Below are 14,547 nucleotides of genomic sequence, written 5' to 3'. Positions count from 1 at the left end.
ATCCGGGCGGTAAGGTCATGCAGTCAGCCAGCGGACGCATTCTTGTAGTCGATGACGATCCGGTCCAGCGGCGGCTGCTGCAGGAGGCCGTGACCCGTTTCGGCTACCGCGTCCGCAGCGCCGAGAACGGCGCAGAGGCCGTGCGCGTGATGACCGGTCCGGAAGGGGCCGACATCGATCTCGTCATCATGGACATGGTCATGCCGGAGCTCGACGGACTCGGCGCCCTGCGCAAGATCCGCGCCGAGCGCATCGCGGTGCCGGTGATCATGCAGACCGCCCATGGCGGCATCGACACGGTCGTCAATGCCATGAGCGCCGGCGCGCAGGACTTCGTGGTCAAGCCGGTCGCCCCGGAGCGGCTGGAGGTCTCGATCCGCAACCTGATGAAGGTCTCCGCCCTGGAGGGCGAGCTGAGCCGCATCCGCAAGCGGACCTCGGGCACGCTGACCTTCAACGACATCATCACCCGCTCGCCGGCCATGGAGCGCGTGCTGCGCCTCGGCCAGCGCGCCGCGTCCTCCAACATTCCGATCCTCATCGAGGGCGAGAGCGGCGTCGGCAAGGAGCTCATCGCCCGGGCGATCCAGGGCTCCGGCGAACGCAAGTCGCGGCCCTTCGTCACGGTCAACTGCGGCGCGATCCCGGACAATCTGGTGGAATCGATCCTGTTCGGCCACGAGAAGGGCGCCTTCACCGGCGCCGTCGACAAGCATGTCGGCAAGTTCCAGGAAGCCCATGGCGGCACGCTGTTTCTGGACGAGGTCGGCGAACTGCCCATGGACGTGCAGGTCAAGCTGCTGCGCGCGTTGCAGGAAGGCGAGATCGACCCGATCGGGTCACGCCGCCCGGTCAAGGTCGATTTCCGGCTGATTTCCGCGACCAATCGCCGGCTGATCGATCTCGTCAAGGAAGGCGGCTTCCGCGAGGATCTCTACTACCGCCTCAATGTCTTCCCGATCTGGATCCCGCCGCTGCGCGACCGCCGCGAGGACATCCCTGCCCTCGCGCGGCATTTCCTCGCCCGCTTTGCTGCAGAGGAAGGCAAGACGCAGGTCTCCGGCATTTCGACCGAGGCCCTCGACATGCTGCAGGCCTATTCCTGGCCCGGCAACATCCGCCAGCTCGAGAACACGGTGTTCCGCGCCGTGGTGCTGTGCGACGGTGACCAGCTCGTCGCCGAGGATTTCCCGCAGGTGGCCGCCGCCATCGACCATCCCCTGCCCGTGCCGGATCTGGAGCGGCCGGTCAGGACGGCCACCCCCACGCAAGCCTCCCAGCCGCAGCCCGACGCGGGCTTCGGCGGCATCGGCGGGGCAGCCCCCTTCGGCTTCATGCGCAGCCTCGATGACGACGGACACATGCGCACGCTTGCAGCCGTGGAAGAGGAAATGATCCGCTCCGCCATCAGCCATTACGGTGGCCGGATGACGGAAGTTGCCAAGCGCCTCGGCATCGGCCGCTCGACCCTTTACCGCAAGCTGAAGGACTACGGACTGGAGGACGGCGAAGCCCAGGACGCCGCCGAATAAGCGATTTATTCACAGGATTCTGATTTGCAGGGGCAGCAATGGCCGATATTTTCGGGGCACAACCCGTCTCCCGCCGAAGGCCACAACACTGAGGAAACTGCAGAAAAATCGAATACTGCATATTCTTCAGATGTTTACCACTTTCAAGCCCCCGTCGATCACATACTGGACACGCCGTTGCAATTCCGCCACTCTTCGGGCTCAGATGGAAACACGGTAAAAAGTTTTTAACCTGAGGCGGCTAGTCTCACTCTCGTCACCGGGGGGTGAGTATTGGCTGCAAGGCCTTCAGACTGCGAGATGTGATTTGCGTGAACGGTTAGTCCGAAGCAGCGCCGTCGTTGGGGTAAAGCGTTTCGCCTCCCTGATGTGTTTGATGGGCGCTCTCTTCCTTGGGCCATCGGTCATGGCGCCGGATCTGTCGGCAGCCAGCGCGGAAACGCGCACACTGAAGCTCTACAACACGCACACCAAGGAACGGGTGCAGATCACCTTCAAGAAGGATGGTCGCTACATTCCCTCGGGCCTGCGTGAGGCCAACCGCTTCCTGCGCGACTGGCGCCGCAACGAGATCACCAACATCGATCCGAAGCTGCTCGACCTCGTCTGGGAGGTCTACCAGCAGGTGCGCGGCAACGACTACATCCACGTCGTGTCGAGTTACCGCTCTCCGGCCACGAACAACATGCTGCGCTCCCGCTCGCGTGGCGTCGCCAAGAACAGCCAGCACTCGCTCGGCAAGGCGATGGACTTCTTCATTCCGGGCGTCGACCTGGCCACGCTGCGCGCCACAGGCCTGCGCAAGCAGGTCGGCGGCGTGGGTTTCTACCCGACCTCGGGCTCGCCCTTCGTGCATCTGGACACCGGCAGCGTCCGCCACTGGCCGAAAATGTCGCGGCAGCAGCTGGCCCGGGTGTTCCCCGATGGCCGCACCGTTCACATCCCGGCCGATGGCAAGCCGATGCCCGGCTACCAGCAGGCCCTGGCTGATCTGAAAGCCGGCCGTCGCGGCTCGTCCAACATCGTGATTGCCTCCGGTGGCGAGGACGATGAGGGCGGCTCCTCCGTCACCACCGGCCAGGTTCTGAGTTCGGGCGAGAACGGCGACCTGGTCCGTCCCGCTCCGGGCACCAGCCGTGGGTTCCTCGCCACCCTGTTCTCCGGTGAGGATGACGAGGTCGAGGAAGCCGCAGCCACGGGCCGCGAGGCGCCCACCCGCCAGCAGCCCGCCCGCCAGCAGCAGCAGCAGCAGCAGCAGCAGCGTCCGGGCGCAGTCGGCCAGGCGCCGGGCGTGCGCACGCCGCCGGCCCCGGTTGCCGTCGCCGCGGCCGAACGTCCCGCTCCTGCGCCGGCGCCTGCCGCAGCAGAAGCGGTGATCGCCGCCGCGCCGCCGCGCAGCAAGCCCCAGACCGAAGACCAGGCGCCCCAGTCGATCCCGTTCCAGGTCGCCGCCGTCGATCCGAACGCGCGGTCCGCCGAAGATGTCCTTGCGGAAAACGCGGCTTCCGGCCCGGCCCTGCTCCAGGCTGCGGAAGGCCGTGGCCAGACGCCGGCCCTGAGTGTCGTTCCGACTGCCAAGCCGCGTGAACTGGCTCTCGCCGCTGCGGCCCCGGTGGCAACGCCCCGTCCGGCACCGCAGATCCCGGCGAGCGATCCGATGGCTGCCATTGCCGCCGCGACCGGCACGGAGCCGCTGCGCAAGCCGCAGATGAGCACCTCGGCCCTCGCCTATGCGTCTCCGGCCGCGACCGAACCGCAGATGACCAGCCGCCAGGTTCTCCAGATGAAGGCTGCGGCCGCCGCAGCCAAGATGGCCAAGGACCTGCGCAAGCCGGCCAAGCCTGCCCCGACGGTGTCGGGCCTTGTGCCGCCGCCGGTGATCGTCGACCCGCTGGCCGGCTTCGCCAGCCTGCCGGACAAGTCGTCGCCCGAGCTGATCTCCGGCACCTCGACCCTGCGCAGCATCAGCTTCGCCGACATGAGTCATCCCAACCAGCGGCAGATCGGATCGCTGCTGACGGCCGGCAACCGCTTCATCAAGCATGGCTTCGGCGCGCAGCCCTATGACAACCTGCGCAGCGACACCTTCACCGGCACGGCCATCTCGGTCCTGCCCGTGGTGTTCACCCGCTGATCGGGAACTCGGCAGGAAAAGTTCAAAAGGGCGGCCCGTGGCCGCCCTTTTTTTGATTGGTACCAGCCAGCAAGACGCGAGCCCGAACAAAAAAAGCGGCCACATGGGCCGCTTCAGACTGCTGACAAACCTCGACCTCTCCGACGTCATTCCGGACAAGGTGAGCGTTCCGCGAACCGCAGATCCGGGGCCTGTCCCGGGCCTGACCCGGGATCCAGCATGTCTGTGCGAGCGCAAGCGAGCCCAAAACCAAGTCAACTCGATACGACTAGCGACCGACTGGTTTGTCGCGCTTCGCGCGGCTGATCTCTGGATCCCGGCTCGGCGCTTCGCTGACGCTCAGCTGGGCCGGAATGACGGTGAGTAGGCTTGTCATCAACCTCAAGCGGCCACATGGGCCGCTTCCTGATTGCCGTGAAGGCGTTCCGGCTCACTCGTTGCCGATATAGCCCTGCATGCCGAGTGCCTGCAGATAGAGATCCAGGATGGCCTCTTCCTCTTCGCGCTCGTGCGGCTGCTTCTTGCGCAGGGAAATCACCTTGCGCAGGATCTTGACGTCGAAGCCGTTGCCCTTTGCTTCGGCATAGACGTCCTTGATGTCGTCGGAAATGACCTTCTTTTCCTCCTCGAGCCGCTCGATGCGCTCGACGAAGGCCCGCAGCTGGTCCGCGGCCACGCCGCCCGGATCTGAAGACATGCGAAATCTCCTGTTGGAATGAACTGCGCCGGAGCCTCCGGCGGGGGAATCTGGGTGCATTGCCGTGCCAGTTTCTCACCCGCCGGTCAAGCCGGATCGGGCGGGATGGCGCGGCTCAATGCCCGTTGTTCTGCGCCTCGAAGGCCGCCTTCTGCTCGGCGGTCGCCTCGCTCTGGTAGCGCTGCTTCCACTCCTCGTAGGGCATGCCGTAAACCTCCTGCCGCGCCTCGTCCCGGCTGAGGGGAATGCCGCGGGCATCCGCCTCGGCCTGCATCCAGTTCGACAGGCAGTTGCGGCAGAACCCGGCGAGGTTCATGAGGTCGATGTTCTGCACATCGGTCCTGCCCCGCAGATGCGCCACCAGGCGGCGGAATGCGGCAGCTTCGAGTTCGGTGCGGGTCTGGTCATCAAGCGACATGGATGGTCACTCCCTGGCAAAGAGGTCAAGAGCAGGCACGCGAGCCGAAATGGCGGACCTCGCGCAGGTCAGGCATCAGCGGCAACCGGGCCAGGATGGGCTCCAGCCGGTCTGCCCAGGCCCCCACGCCCGCCTCATCCGCGATCAGGTCCTGGCGCACCTCGATCAGCACATGCGCGAGGCCCCGCAAGGTTCCGTGCCGGTACATGGTGTCATTCTTCAGCGCCCCGTCATAGGGCTCGTTGTCGCCGACCACCAGCGCCGGGTCGGCCCGCAGCCCCTCCAGCACCGGCAGCACGGCGCGCGGATCGCGGTCCCACAGGATGCCCGCGTGCCACGGCCGCGGCGTGCCGCGCCAGACCGGCGTGTAGCTGTGGATCGACACGATCACCGGCGGCGGGGCAACAGCAAGCATCGCGTCCAGCGTGCGCGTGATCTGCGCGTGATAGGGCCGGTGAAACCGCTCGATCCGGGCCTGGCGCCCGTCGGCGTCGATCCGGGCGTTGCCGGGCACCACGGCGCCGTCCGACAGGCGCATCACGATGGTCGGATCGTCCTCGCCCCGGTTCGGATCGATCAGGAGCCGCGAAAAGGTCGTCATCAGGGCCGGGGCCTGCAGCCGCCGGGCCAGCTCCAGCGTCAGCGGGCAACCGCCGATGTCATAGGCGATGTGGCGCTCGAACTGGTCGGCCGGAAGGCCAAGGTCCCCGAAAGGCTCGGGCACCGTGTTTCGGGCGTGGTCACACAGCAGCAGCAGGCCGCCGGTCATGGAGCCGGCTATCGTCTCGAAGGGCTCGGACGCGGGAGGAAAACTGGGCATTGTTCGGGGGACTTCGCGCAGGTTGGGTCGTTATTCAGGTGACGGGAAAGGCCACGTTGCGTAAGGAATAGAACACAGCGGCATGGCAACCAACAGGCAGGGCATGAGCATAGATATCCGTTTTGCCCCCCTGCTGCACTCGCTTTTCGACGCGGCCGTTTCGGCGGCCCAGGCCGAGGCCGCGCTCCCGCCGTCCCTGCCCGCTCCCTCCGCCGCTGGCCGCATCATCCTGCTGGCCGCAGGCAAGGCGGCCGGTGCCATGCTGCAGGTTGCCGAGAGCCATTACCTTGATGCCTGCGGCCTCGAGCCCGGTCGCCTGACAGGACTTGGCGTCACCCGCCACGGCTACGGGCGCGCGACCCGCCAGCTGGAGCTGGTCGAGGCCGGGCATCCGGTTCCCGATGCCGCCGGAGTTGCCGCGACGATGCGCTGTCTGGAGCTGGCCGCCGCCGCCCGCCCGGGCGACCATGTGGTGGTGCTGCTGTCCGGCGGCGGGTCTGCCAACTGGATCGCGCCGGCCGCGGGCGTGTCGTTGGCCGACAAGCAGGACCTGACGCGTCGCCTGCTGCGCTCGGGCGCCACCATCCGCGAGATCAACTGCGTCCGCAAGCATCTCTCCCGCATCAAGGGCGGCCGTCTGGCCCTGGCCGTCCCCGAAGGGGTGGCGCTGACGACGCTGGCGATTTCCGATGTGCCCCAGGATGATGCCGCGGTGATTGCCTCCGGCCCGACCGTCGGCGACCCGTCCAGTCTGGCGGAGGCCCGTGACATCTGCGCCCGCCACGCCATCGAGGTGCCGCCCGCCATCCGCGCGGCGCTGGTCGATCCGGCCAACGAATCTCCCGCGCCTGATCATCCCCGGTTTGCCGCCACCCGCTACGAGCTGATCGCCCGCCCGGCCCTGTCGCTGGCTGCGGCCGCCGACGTGGCCCGGGCGGAGGGCTATGATGTCCATCTGCTGGGTGACAGCCTTGAAGGAGAAGCGCGGGAGCGGGCCGTCGAGCACGCCTCGCTGGCCCGCCATCTGGCGGCGCATGGCAAGCGGGCCGTCCTCCTGTCTGGCGGCGAGCTGACCGTCACCCTCCGGGGCGACGGGCGCGGCGGGCCGAACCAGGAGTATGCCCTGGCCCTCGCCCTCGCCCTTGAGGGGGCCGCCGACATTGCAGCGGTCGCGGGGGACACCGACGGGACCGACGGCGGCGGCGGCGCCGCCACCGATCCGGCCGGCGCCCTGATCGACCCGACCACCTTGGCACGGGCCAGGACCATGGGCCTTGATGCTGCCGCATTTCTCGCCAGAAACGACAGTACGGGTTTCTTCGAGAGGCTGGGCGATCTGCTGACGCCCGGCCCGACCTTCACGAATGTCAACGACTTCCGGGCCGTGGTCGTTGACAAGCGCTGAACCGCCACGCAAAACGATTTAAACGAACGCCGCGAGACGAGCGAGACGAATGAAAAACGAAGGGGATCGTCGAGGCGCACGCGATACGGCCATGTTGAGCCGTGTCCTGATGCGCTGCGTACTGTGCCTCTGTGCTTTCTTCCTCACCGCTTTACTGGCAGATGATGCGCGCGCCGACCTCCGTCTTTGCAACAAGACCGAAAGTCAGGTTGGCGTTGCCATCGGATACAAGGACAAGGCCGACTGGGTTACCGAAGGATGGTGGAACCTCGGACCGAACAGTTGCGAAGTTCTCGTGCCGGGTGCCCTTGTGTCACGCTACTATTACATTTACGCGGTGGATTACGATCAGTTTGGCGAATGGGGTGGACGCGCGTACATGTGTACCCGCGAAAAGGAATTCACGATTCGCGGAATTGAGGACTGTGTGGCGCGCGGTTATGAGCGCACCGGATTTTTCGAGATCGACACAGGCGAGCAGAGTAACTGGACGGTTCAATTGACGGAACCGGTACAACAGGGGACAGGTGGGCGATGAGGCGTAACCGGCGGGTAAAAATTCTGGCAACTTTGGGCCCGTCTTCCTCCGAACAGGAGATGATCGAGAAGCTCTATCGGGCCGGCGCAGATGTGTTCCGCATCAACATGAGCCATTCGAGCCATGACCTGATGCGCGAGCTGGTCGGGCGGATCCGTGCCGTTGAGGAAAAGGTCCAGCGGCCGATTGGCATCCTGGCCGACCTCCAGGGCCCGAAGCTGCGCGTCGGCAAGTTTGCCGAGGGTCCGGTGATGCTCAAGGAAGGCGCGAGCTTCATCCTCGATGCCGATCCGACCCCGGGCGACGTGCAGCGGGTGCATCTGCCGCATCCGGAGATCCTGAAGGCGCTGAAGCCGGGGCACCGGCTCCTGCTCGACGACGGCAAGATCCGTCTGCTGGTCACCGAATGCACCTCCAGCCGCGCCCTGACGCGGGTCGAGGTGGGCGGCAAGCTGTCCGACAAGAAGGGCGTCAGCGTTCCCGACAGTGAGATCGACCTGAGCGCCATGACCGCGAAGGATCATGCCGACGTGCTCGCCGCCCTTGAGGCCGGTGTGGACTGGGTGGCCCTCTCCTTCGTGCAGCGTCCGGACGACATCGCCGAGGTGCGCAAGATCGTGCGCGGCCGCGCCGGCATCCTGGCCAAGATCGAGAAGCCGCAGGCCATCGACCGTCTGGCCGAGATCATCGAGCTGTCCGACGCGCTGATGGTGGCCCGTGGCGACCTCGGCGTGGAAATGCCGCTGGAACAGGTGCCGGGTCTGCAGAAGCGCATCACGCGTGCAGCCCGCCGCGCCGGCAAGCCGGTGGTCGTGGCCACGCAGATGCTGGAATCCATGATCACCGCGCCGGTCCCGACCCGCGCCGAAGTCTCCGACGTGGCCACCGCCGTGTTCGAGGGGGCCGACGCCGTGATGCTCTCGGCCGAATCGGCAGCCGGACAGTTCCCGATCGAGGCGGTCGCCACCATGGACAAGATCGCCCAGCAGGTGGAGCAGGACGGCAACTACCGCAGCATCATCCACGCGCAGCGCACCGACCCGGAAGCGACCGGTGCCGATGCCATCTCGGCGGCGGCCCGGCAGATTGCCGAGACGCTGAACCTGGCTGCCGTGGTCTGCTACACGTCCTCTGGCGCGACTGGCCTCAGGGCAGCGCGCGAGCGGCCGTCGACGCCGGTGATCGCCCTGTCGCCCGTGGTGGGCACCGCCCGTCGTCTGGCGCTCGCCTGGGGCCTGCACTGCGTGGTCAGCTCCGACGCCAATGACGAGAACGACATGGTGGATCGCGCCTGCCGCATCTCGCATCAGGAAGAGTTCGCCAAGCCGGGCCAGCGGATCATCATCACCGCCGGCGTGCCCTTCGGCACACCGGGCTCGACCAACATGCTGCGCATCGCCTTCGTCGGCAGCGACGGCAAGTCCGGTCTCTGAGACGCGCGGTCCCCGCGACCGGCCCGTTGCGGACCCGGCATCCCCGGGGAGCGATCGGGCAGGTCAGGGGATGAGGCGCCAGTCTCCCTGGGGCCTGGCATGAGACAGGCCTCACCCGACATCACACGGCCCGCTCCGGCGGGCCGTCAGACTGCTGACAAACTTACTCACAGTCATCCCGGCCCAGCTGAGCGTCAGCGAAGCGCCGAGCCGGGATCCAGATATCAGCCGCGCGAAGCGCGACACACCTGTCGGTCGCAAGCCGTACGAATTGACTTGGTTTTGGGCTCGCTTGCGCTCGCACTGACATGCTGGATTCCGGACCTGCGGTTCGCTGAACGCTCACCTTGTCCGGAATGACGGCAGACTGACGAAACTCCGAAGTTTGTCAGTGGTCTGACGGCCCGCTCCGGCGGGCCGTTTCTTTTTGGGCGGCTTCCTTTTGTCCGTTTCGTCCGCTTCGGCGCGTCTTCAACTCGGGCGCCCGGCGCCGGGGGCCGGCTCGCCCCCCGCCGGCTGCAGCGCCCTCGTCCCGTCGGCAAGGGTCAGTATATGTGCCGCGATCTCTGCGGCATGGGCGTGCTGGGGCATGTGCCCTGCCCCCGGAAGTTCGATCAGCCGCGCCGCCGGCAAGTCCCGCTTGAGGCCACGCGAATGGATGCTCGGCCACACGACCCCGTCCTGATCGCCCGTGACGATGACGGCCGGCTGCCCGATCCGGGGGTAAAGCCGCGCCTGATCCGCCAGATGCCGGTTGAAGGCGGCCAGATCGCAGGCGTTGGAACGGAAGCTCTCCGGGCGGAACAGAAGCTCCAGCCCGATCCGCGCGTCATAGGCCGGGGGAACAGGATCGGGGGCAAAGACGTGCCGCATCGACAGGGGCGCGACGCGCTCGGCCACGGGCAGCGCAATCACCCGGCAGAACAGCCAGCCGATCACCGGCAGCGCCGACAGCCGGTAGTACCAGGCCACCTTGCCGTTCCAGGGATGAGTCGCCGGAGCCAGGAAGACAAGCGCCTGCACCCTGGCGGGCGCCTCCAGGGCCATGGCGGCGGCAACGGCGGCGCCGAAGGAGTGGCCGACCACGGTGAAGACCTCATGCCCGAGGGCGGTCATGGTCGCCAGCAGACGGCGCGCCTGGTCGCGGGGCGCCGCATCGGCCGGCAACCGCCGGTCGGAATGACCAAGGCCGGGCCGGTCGATGTAGACACACCGCACCGCCTCGGGCAGCAGACCCGAGAAGGCAAGGCGCAGGTCCTGCCCGTTGCCGCTGGCGCCATGCACGAACAGCACCACGGGCGCCCCGGGGTCAGCCTGACCGCCGTCCTCGATCACATGCACCTGCGCCCCGTCCACCTGCAGCAGGATCCCTGCAGGCGGGTTGCGGCGCTGGATCTGCCGGCGTCGCAACTCCGTGTAGCCGGCCAGAAACAGGGCCAGCACCAGGGCAAGCACCAGGGCCAGGACGAGGATCACGATGAGAACTGGAAACATTGCGGGCTCCGGCCGACGCGCGCGGCGTCTGCCTGTCTACGCGGATCGGCGGGCAAAGGTTCAGGGCGTTGCCCCCGCCTCTGCCCCGGTGTGGACCTGGATCCGGGTGCGGACGAAAACCGGGGTCTGGCCTCGGACACTGGCTGGGGCAGGCGCGTCAGGTCGGCTCGCCCGCAAGGTCCTTTTCCAGCTCCTCGACGGCCTTCCGGGCGCTGTCGAGCAGGGGATAGACCTCCAGCACCTTCCGGAACGTGGCCAGCGCGCGCTGGTCCTGGTCGAGCTGCCGCTGGATGATGCCGAGGCCGGAAAGCGCGCCCCAGTGGCGGGGTTCGAGGGCCAGCACGCGCTCGATGTCGGCCAGCGACCGGCCGAAGTCCTGACGCATGTAATAGACCGTCGCGCGGCGGTTCCAGCCCTCCGCATAAGCCGGTTTCAACGTCACGACAGTGTCGAGCAGGTCGAGGGCGAGCGGATAGTTGTCGGCCTTCAGCGCCTGGGCGGCCCGTTCCATCAGCAGGTCGACCGTGTCGCTGCCGGATTTCAGCCAGAGGATCTGGATCGAGCGGGCAATCCGCCGTGCCTCCGCCTCGTCGCCGCTCCCGGCCAGCTGCCGATACAGCGTCTCCAGCGGTGGTTCCTCGGCAGCACGCGCTTTCGGCTCGTCCTCGGCCGGCGCCTCCGGCAAGGTGCCGAGATCCTCCGCCTTCGGCTCGGTGGCCCCGGGCGGAACGGTCTGCGCCCGGCCCGCGATCGGAGCCAGGACGACGAGAAAGCAAATCAGGAACGAGAAAAGCCGCATGGGGCCAAGTATCCTTAGCCCCATGCGGCGGTCAATCCTTGATGTCGACAAGCGGGCTCACGAAACCGCGAGCCAACCCCGGCTCAGCCCTGGCGGGCCTTGTAGCGCGGGTTCTTCTTGTTGATGATGTAGACGCGACCCTTGCGGCGAACCATGCGGTTTTCCCGGTGACGAGCCATCAGCGCCTTGAGCGAGTTCTTGATCTTCATCGTTCTGTCCCCGGAAGGGCCCTGCTTATCTACTCAAAAGAAACGGGCGCCAGAGCGCCCGCATGGACTGGCGGAGGGACATCCTCCGGCGCGACGGCGCGCCTTGGAGACTTCCCGCTACCCGCGTCGGGGAAAGCTTTCGCTTTCCCGTCCGCAAGAATGGTGGGCGTGACAGGGATTGAACCTGTGACCCCTACGATGTCAACGTAGTGCTCTCCCGCTGAGCTACACGCCCGAAAACTTCGGAACCAAGCGCCGGAGCGCTGCGGTGGAGGTGCGTATAACGGGTATCCGGGGTCTGTGCAAGAGCCCTTTTCACGGAACCGTCAAACAATCTGCACCGGCACCGCCACCTGTGGAAAGTCGCCTCAGGCGGCGAGCATCCGCTCCACTTCCTGGACAAGATCCTTGAGGTGGAACGGCTTGGACAGGACCTTGGCGTCCTTCGGGGCGTTGGAATCCGGGTTCAGCGCGACGGCGGCAAAGCCCGTGATGAACATGACCTTCAGGTCCGGATCCAGCTGCGTCGCGCGGCGCGCCAGCTCGATGCCGTCCATCTCGGGCATCACGATGTCGGTCAGAAGAAGCGCGAAGGGTTCTTCCCGCAGCCGCTCGTAGGCGCTCTTGCCGTTGTCGAAGGACACGACGTCGTGGCCTGCATTCTCCAGCGCCTTGGCCAGGAAGCGGCGCATGTCATTGTCATCTTCCGCCAAAAGAATTCGCGACATGTGGGACAACCGTCAAACTCCGAATGATCCAGGACCAGCCAGCCGGCCGGCCATTTCGCTGCATTTTAGTGTTTCAGCTCGCCGTAAAGATAGAGTGAAGCCGCCGGCAGCCCCCATAGCCGTCTCAGGTGTGGACAGAGCCGCCGATTCGTTGGAAACTTGCGTGATCTTGCAGTGCGTTGGGGAGAGCGAGGCCGCCACCCGGGACGAGGGATGAATGAGGATAGTCACCGACTTCAGGGACCAGCCCCCCTTCGAGATCCTCGCGCCCGCCGAGCAGCGCCTGCCCTTCGTCTTCAACTCGCCCCACTCGGGGTGCTGCTATCCGCAGGATTTTCTGGATGCCTCGCGGCTGGACCGGCTTGCGATTCGCCGGTCCGAGGATGCGTTTGTCGACGCCCTATTCGCCGGCGTCGTGCCGATGGGCGCTCCGCTGCTGCGGGTCCTGTTTCCCCGCGCCTTTCTGGACGTGAACCGGGAGCCCTACGAGCTGGACCCGAAGATGTTCACCGGGCGCCTTCCGGCCTATGCCAACACGCGGTCGCTGCGCGTCGCCGGGGGGCTCGGCACCATCGCCCGGGTGGTGAGCGAATCCCAGGAAATCTACGCCCAGCGCCTCACCGTCGAGGAAGGCCTCGAGCGGATCGAGACCCTCTACAAGCCCTATCACAACACGTTGCGGCGGCTGCTGGCCCAGACCCACGTGCGCTTCGGCTATGCCGTGCTGATCGATTGCCACTCCATGCCCTCGTCGGTGCGCTGCCAGACCACGGGCACCCGACCGGATTTCATCCTGGGCGACCGCTATGGCACGAGCTGTCCGGTGGAACTGTCGGACCTTGCCGCCACCTTGCTGAAATCCCGCGGCTACACGGTCAGCCGCAACAAGCCCTATGCCGGCGGCTTCATCACCGAACATTATGGTCGCCCGGCCAAGGGGCTGCATGCGCTGCAGCTCGAGATCAACCGCGGTCTCTACATGGATGAGGTCCGGCACGAGCCCCTGCCCGGCTTCGCGGCGCTGGCCGAGGACCTGATGGCGGTGCTGACGGACCTGACCGCCATGCCCGACGCCCCGCTCGTCCCGCTCGGTCTCGCGGCCGAGTAGATCAGCGCCTGCCCTCCGCCCAGACGCCTCCGCCCCAACGCCTCCGCCCGCACCCCGCCGGCACGACAGCCCTTCCGCAGGCAAAAAAAAAGGCCGCCCCAAGCGAGGCGGCCCGAGTCTAGGGAGGAAACGCCCAAGGAGGGCGGCGCCACGACGAAGATCGTCGTATCGCGCTGCAATAAGGTCGCATCGCAGTGCACAAACGTCAAGCCCGGCCGCAGCGCACCGCGCCTTTGCCTTTGACGCCAAAGGAAGCGCAGGGTTACAAAGGAGCCAGCCGGGATTTTATTAGAAGCCTGAAATAAATAGGGTTCCCGGCGCCGGACTCTCACCCGATCCGCAAGTTCTTGCGGCGCAGACTTTGGGCCATGCACCATGCGCAAACCTGACATGCAAATTGAGCACAGCTTGTATCCGTTCCTGGAACGCCTGGCTCGGGCCGCAGGTGAGGCCATCCTGCCGCATTTCCGCACCAACGGGGCAATCGACAACAAGCTCGATGGCGGCTTCGATCCCGTGACGGCCGGTGACCGGGCCGGCGAGGCCGCCATGCGGGCGCTGATCAATGCCGAGTACCCGCGGCATGGCATCCTGGGAGAGGAGTATGGTCCGGAGAACACCGATGCGGACGAGGTCTGGGTGCTGGATCCGATCGACGGCACGCGCTCCTTCATCACGGGACTGCCGACCTGGGGCACGCTGATCGGCCTGAAGCAGGCCAACCGGCCGGCGCTCGGGATGATGGTGCAGCCCTATGTGAACGAGGCCTATGCCGGTGACGGCAAGTCTGCATGGTACAGCGGCCCACTGGGCACGCGTCAGCTGAAGACCCGCGCCTGCGCCAGCCTGTCCGACGCGGTGCTGTTCACGACGACACCGCGCATCTTCAAGCCGGTCGAACTGGCAGCCTATGACCGGATCGAGGCGCAGACCCGTCTCGCCCGTTATGGCACCGACTGCTACGCCTATTGCATGGTCGCCGCCGGCCTGGCCGACCTTGTGATCGAGAGCGGCCTCCAGGCTTACGACATCGTCGCGCTGGTGCCGATCATCGAGGGCGCAGGGGGGATCGTGACCAGCTGGACAGGCGGCTCGCCGGTCGATGGCGGCCGGATTCTGGCCAGTGGCGACCCCCGGCTGCACGAGCTTGTCCTGAAGGAACTGGCTGCGGTTCCGGCCGCCTGATCGCGGCGCTCCGCGACCCGGCTCCGCGACCCAGGGCGGCAGAAACG

At 66.6% G+C, this 14,547-nt stretch carries 14 protein-coding genes and 1 tRNA gene; 7 read left to right on the top strand and 8 right to left on the bottom strand.

All coding sequences use genetic code 11. The features are described 5' to 3' along the window. Positions 1-17 precede the first annotated feature (17 nt). Positions 18-1,532 (top strand): sigma-54-dependent transcriptional regulator, encoded by a 1,515-nt coding sequence (locus GWI72_RS15730; protein WP_161709305.1) that lies wholly within the window; start codon positions 18-20, stop codon positions 1,530-1,532. Between the two features lie 406 nt (positions 1,533-1,938). Continuing rightward, positions 1,939-3,666, top strand: coding sequence for a DUF882 domain-containing protein (locus tag GWI72_RS15725; RefSeq protein WP_244314368.1), 1,728 nt, complete (start codon positions 1,939-1,941; stop codon positions 3,664-3,666). Between the two features lie 430 nt (positions 3,667-4,096). Here GWI72_RS15725 and GWI72_RS15720 read toward each other — a convergent pair whose 3' ends face one another. The 3 genes from GWI72_RS15720 to GWI72_RS15710 all read right to left on the bottom strand — a co-directional run bounded on the left by GWI72_RS15720 (position 4,097) and on the right by GWI72_RS15710 (position 5,601). After that, the gene (locus GWI72_RS15720) at positions 4,097-4,363 is read right to left on the bottom strand and encodes a DUF2312 domain-containing protein (protein WP_161677280.1); all 267 of its coding nucleotides are present in this window, start codon (positions 4,361-4,363) and stop codon (positions 4,097-4,099) included. 115 nt (positions 4,364-4,478) lie between these two features. After that, entirely contained in the window at positions 4,479-4,781 is a 303-nt protein-coding gene (locus GWI72_RS15715; protein WP_161677281.1) for a DUF1244 domain-containing protein, read from the bottom strand. Positions 4,782-4,806: 25 nt separating this feature from the next. Then, positions 4,807-5,601 (bottom strand): N-formylglutamate amidohydrolase, encoded by a 795-nt coding sequence (locus GWI72_RS15710; protein ID WP_161709303.1) that lies wholly within the window; start codon positions 5,599-5,601, stop codon positions 4,807-4,809. Positions 5,602-5,704: 103 nt separating this feature from the next. On the opposite strand from GWI72_RS15710, the gene GWI72_RS15705 reads away from it, so the two are divergent. The 3 genes from GWI72_RS15705 to pyk all read left to right on the top strand — a co-directional run bounded on the left by GWI72_RS15705 (position 5,705) and on the right by pyk (position 8,977). Further along, on the top strand, positions 5,705-7,006 hold the full coding sequence (locus tag GWI72_RS15705) for a glycerate kinase type-2 family protein (protein WP_161709302.1): 1,302 nt from the start codon (positions 5,705-5,707) through the stop codon (positions 7,004-7,006). Between the two features lie 109 nt (positions 7,007-7,115). Continuing rightward, complete coding sequence (locus GWI72_RS15700) at positions 7,116-7,544, top strand: DUF1036 domain-containing protein (protein ID WP_161677473.1); 429 nt, start codon at positions 7,116-7,118, stop codon at positions 7,542-7,544. Further along, a complete protein-coding gene (pyk, locus tag GWI72_RS15695) occupies positions 7,541-8,977 on the top strand; it encodes a pyruvate kinase (RefSeq protein WP_161677283.1) in 1,437 nt (478 codons plus the stop codon). The genes GWI72_RS15700 and pyk overlap by 4 nt, the downstream gene beginning before the upstream one ends. A 471-nt stretch (positions 8,978-9,448) precedes the next feature. On the opposite strand, the gene GWI72_RS15690 is transcribed toward pyk, so the two are convergent. The 5 genes from GWI72_RS15690 to cpdR all read right to left on the bottom strand — a co-directional run bounded on the left by GWI72_RS15690 (position 9,449) and on the right by cpdR (position 12,207). Further along, a complete protein-coding gene (locus GWI72_RS15690) occupies positions 9,449-10,471 on the bottom strand; it encodes an alpha/beta fold hydrolase (protein WP_209000154.1) in 1,023 nt (340 codons plus the stop codon). A gap of 157 nt (positions 10,472-10,628) precedes the next feature. Continuing rightward, positions 10,629-11,270, bottom strand: a complete 642-nt coding sequence (locus GWI72_RS15685) for a tetratricopeptide repeat protein (protein WP_161677285.1) — start codon at positions 11,268-11,270, stop codon at positions 10,629-10,631. Between the two features lie 83 nt (positions 11,271-11,353). Continuing rightward, entirely contained in the window at positions 11,354-11,479 is a 126-nt protein-coding gene (ykgO, locus tag GWI72_RS15680; RefSeq protein WP_106751477.1) for a type B 50S ribosomal protein L36, read from the bottom strand. A gap of 160 nt (positions 11,480-11,639) precedes the next feature. Next, positions 11,640-11,714: transfer RNA gene (locus GWI72_RS15675), tRNA-Val, on the bottom strand. A 133-nt stretch (positions 11,715-11,847) separates the two neighbouring features. Continuing rightward, on the bottom strand, positions 11,848-12,207 hold the full coding sequence (gene cpdR / locus GWI72_RS15670) for a cell cycle two-component system response regulator CpdR (RefSeq protein WP_019964837.1): 360 nt from the start codon (positions 12,205-12,207) through the stop codon (positions 11,848-11,850). Positions 12,208-12,424: 217 nt separating this feature from the next. On the opposite strand from cpdR, the gene GWI72_RS15665 reads away from it, so the two are divergent. Further along, entirely contained in the window at positions 12,425-13,315 is an 891-nt protein-coding gene (locus GWI72_RS15665) for an N-formylglutamate amidohydrolase (RefSeq protein WP_161709301.1), read from the top strand. A gap of 390 nt (positions 13,316-13,705) precedes the next feature. After that, on the top strand, positions 13,706-14,500 hold the full coding sequence (gene hisN, locus GWI72_RS15660; RefSeq protein ID WP_161677287.1) for a histidinol-phosphatase: 795 nt from the start codon (positions 13,706-13,708) through the stop codon (positions 14,498-14,500). Positions 14,501-14,547 lie beyond the last annotated feature (47 nt).

This window comes from Pannonibacter sp. XCT-53, from assembly GCF_009915765.1.
Lineage (GTDB): Bacteria > Pseudomonadota > Alphaproteobacteria > Rhizobiales > Stappiaceae > Pannonibacter > Pannonibacter tanglangensis.
The sequence above is the reverse complement of the archived record's forward strand: the minus strand, read 5'-3'. Positions and strand labels throughout refer to the sequence as shown.

What these genes read in the sequence shown, in the direction of transcription:
- GWI72_RS15665 (WP_161709301.1), top strand. Translation starts at nt 12,425, where the DNA reads ATGAGGATAGTCACCGACTTCAGGGACCAGCCCCCCTTCGAGATCCTC.
- GWI72_RS15705 (WP_161709302.1), top strand. Translation starts at nt 5,705, where the DNA reads ATGAGCATAGATATCCGTTTTGCCCCCCTGCTGCACTCGCTTTTCGAC.
- GWI72_RS15730 (WP_161709305.1), top strand. Translation starts at nt 18, where the DNA reads ATGCAGTCAGCCAGCGGACGCATTCTTGTAGTCGATGACGATCCGGTC.
- cpdR (WP_019964837.1), bottom strand. Translation starts at nt 12,207, where the DNA reads ATGTCGCGAATTCTTTTGGCGGAAGATGACAATGACATGCGCCGCTTC.
- GWI72_RS15710 (WP_161709303.1), bottom strand. Translation starts at nt 5,601, where the DNA reads ATGCCCAGTTTTCCTCCCGCGTCCGAGCCCTTCGAGACGATAGCCGGC.
- GWI72_RS15720 (WP_161677280.1), bottom strand. Translation starts at nt 4,363, where the DNA reads ATGTCTTCAGATCCGGGCGGCGTGGCCGCGGACCAGCTGCGGGCCTTC.
- GWI72_RS15700 (WP_161677473.1), top strand. Translation starts at nt 7,116, where the DNA reads ATGCGCTGCGTACTGTGCCTCTGTGCTTTCTTCCTCACCGCTTTACTG.
- GWI72_RS15715 (WP_161677281.1), bottom strand. Translation starts at nt 4,781, where the DNA reads ATGTCGCTTGATGACCAGACCCGCACCGAACTCGAAGCTGCCGCATTC.
- GWI72_RS15685 (WP_161677285.1), bottom strand. Translation starts at nt 11,270, where the DNA reads ATGCGGCTTTTCTCGTTCCTGATTTGCTTTCTCGTCGTCCTGGCTCCG.
- pyk (WP_161677283.1), top strand. Translation starts at nt 7,541, where the DNA reads ATGAGGCGTAACCGGCGGGTAAAAATTCTGGCAACTTTGGGCCCGTCT.
- GWI72_RS15725 (WP_244314368.1), top strand. Translation starts at nt 1,939, where the DNA reads ATGGCGCCGGATCTGTCGGCAGCCAGCGCGGAAACGCGCACACTGAAG.
- GWI72_RS15690 (WP_209000154.1), bottom strand. Translation starts at nt 10,471, where the DNA reads ATGTTTCCAGTTCTCATCGTGATCCTCGTCCTGGCCCTGGTGCTTGCC.
- ykgO (WP_106751477.1), bottom strand. Translation starts at nt 11,479, where the DNA reads ATGAAGATCAAGAACTCGCTCAAGGCGCTGATGGCTCGTCACCGGGAA.
- hisN (WP_161677287.1), top strand. Translation starts at nt 13,706, where the DNA reads ATGCAAATTGAGCACAGCTTGTATCCGTTCCTGGAACGCCTGGCTCGG.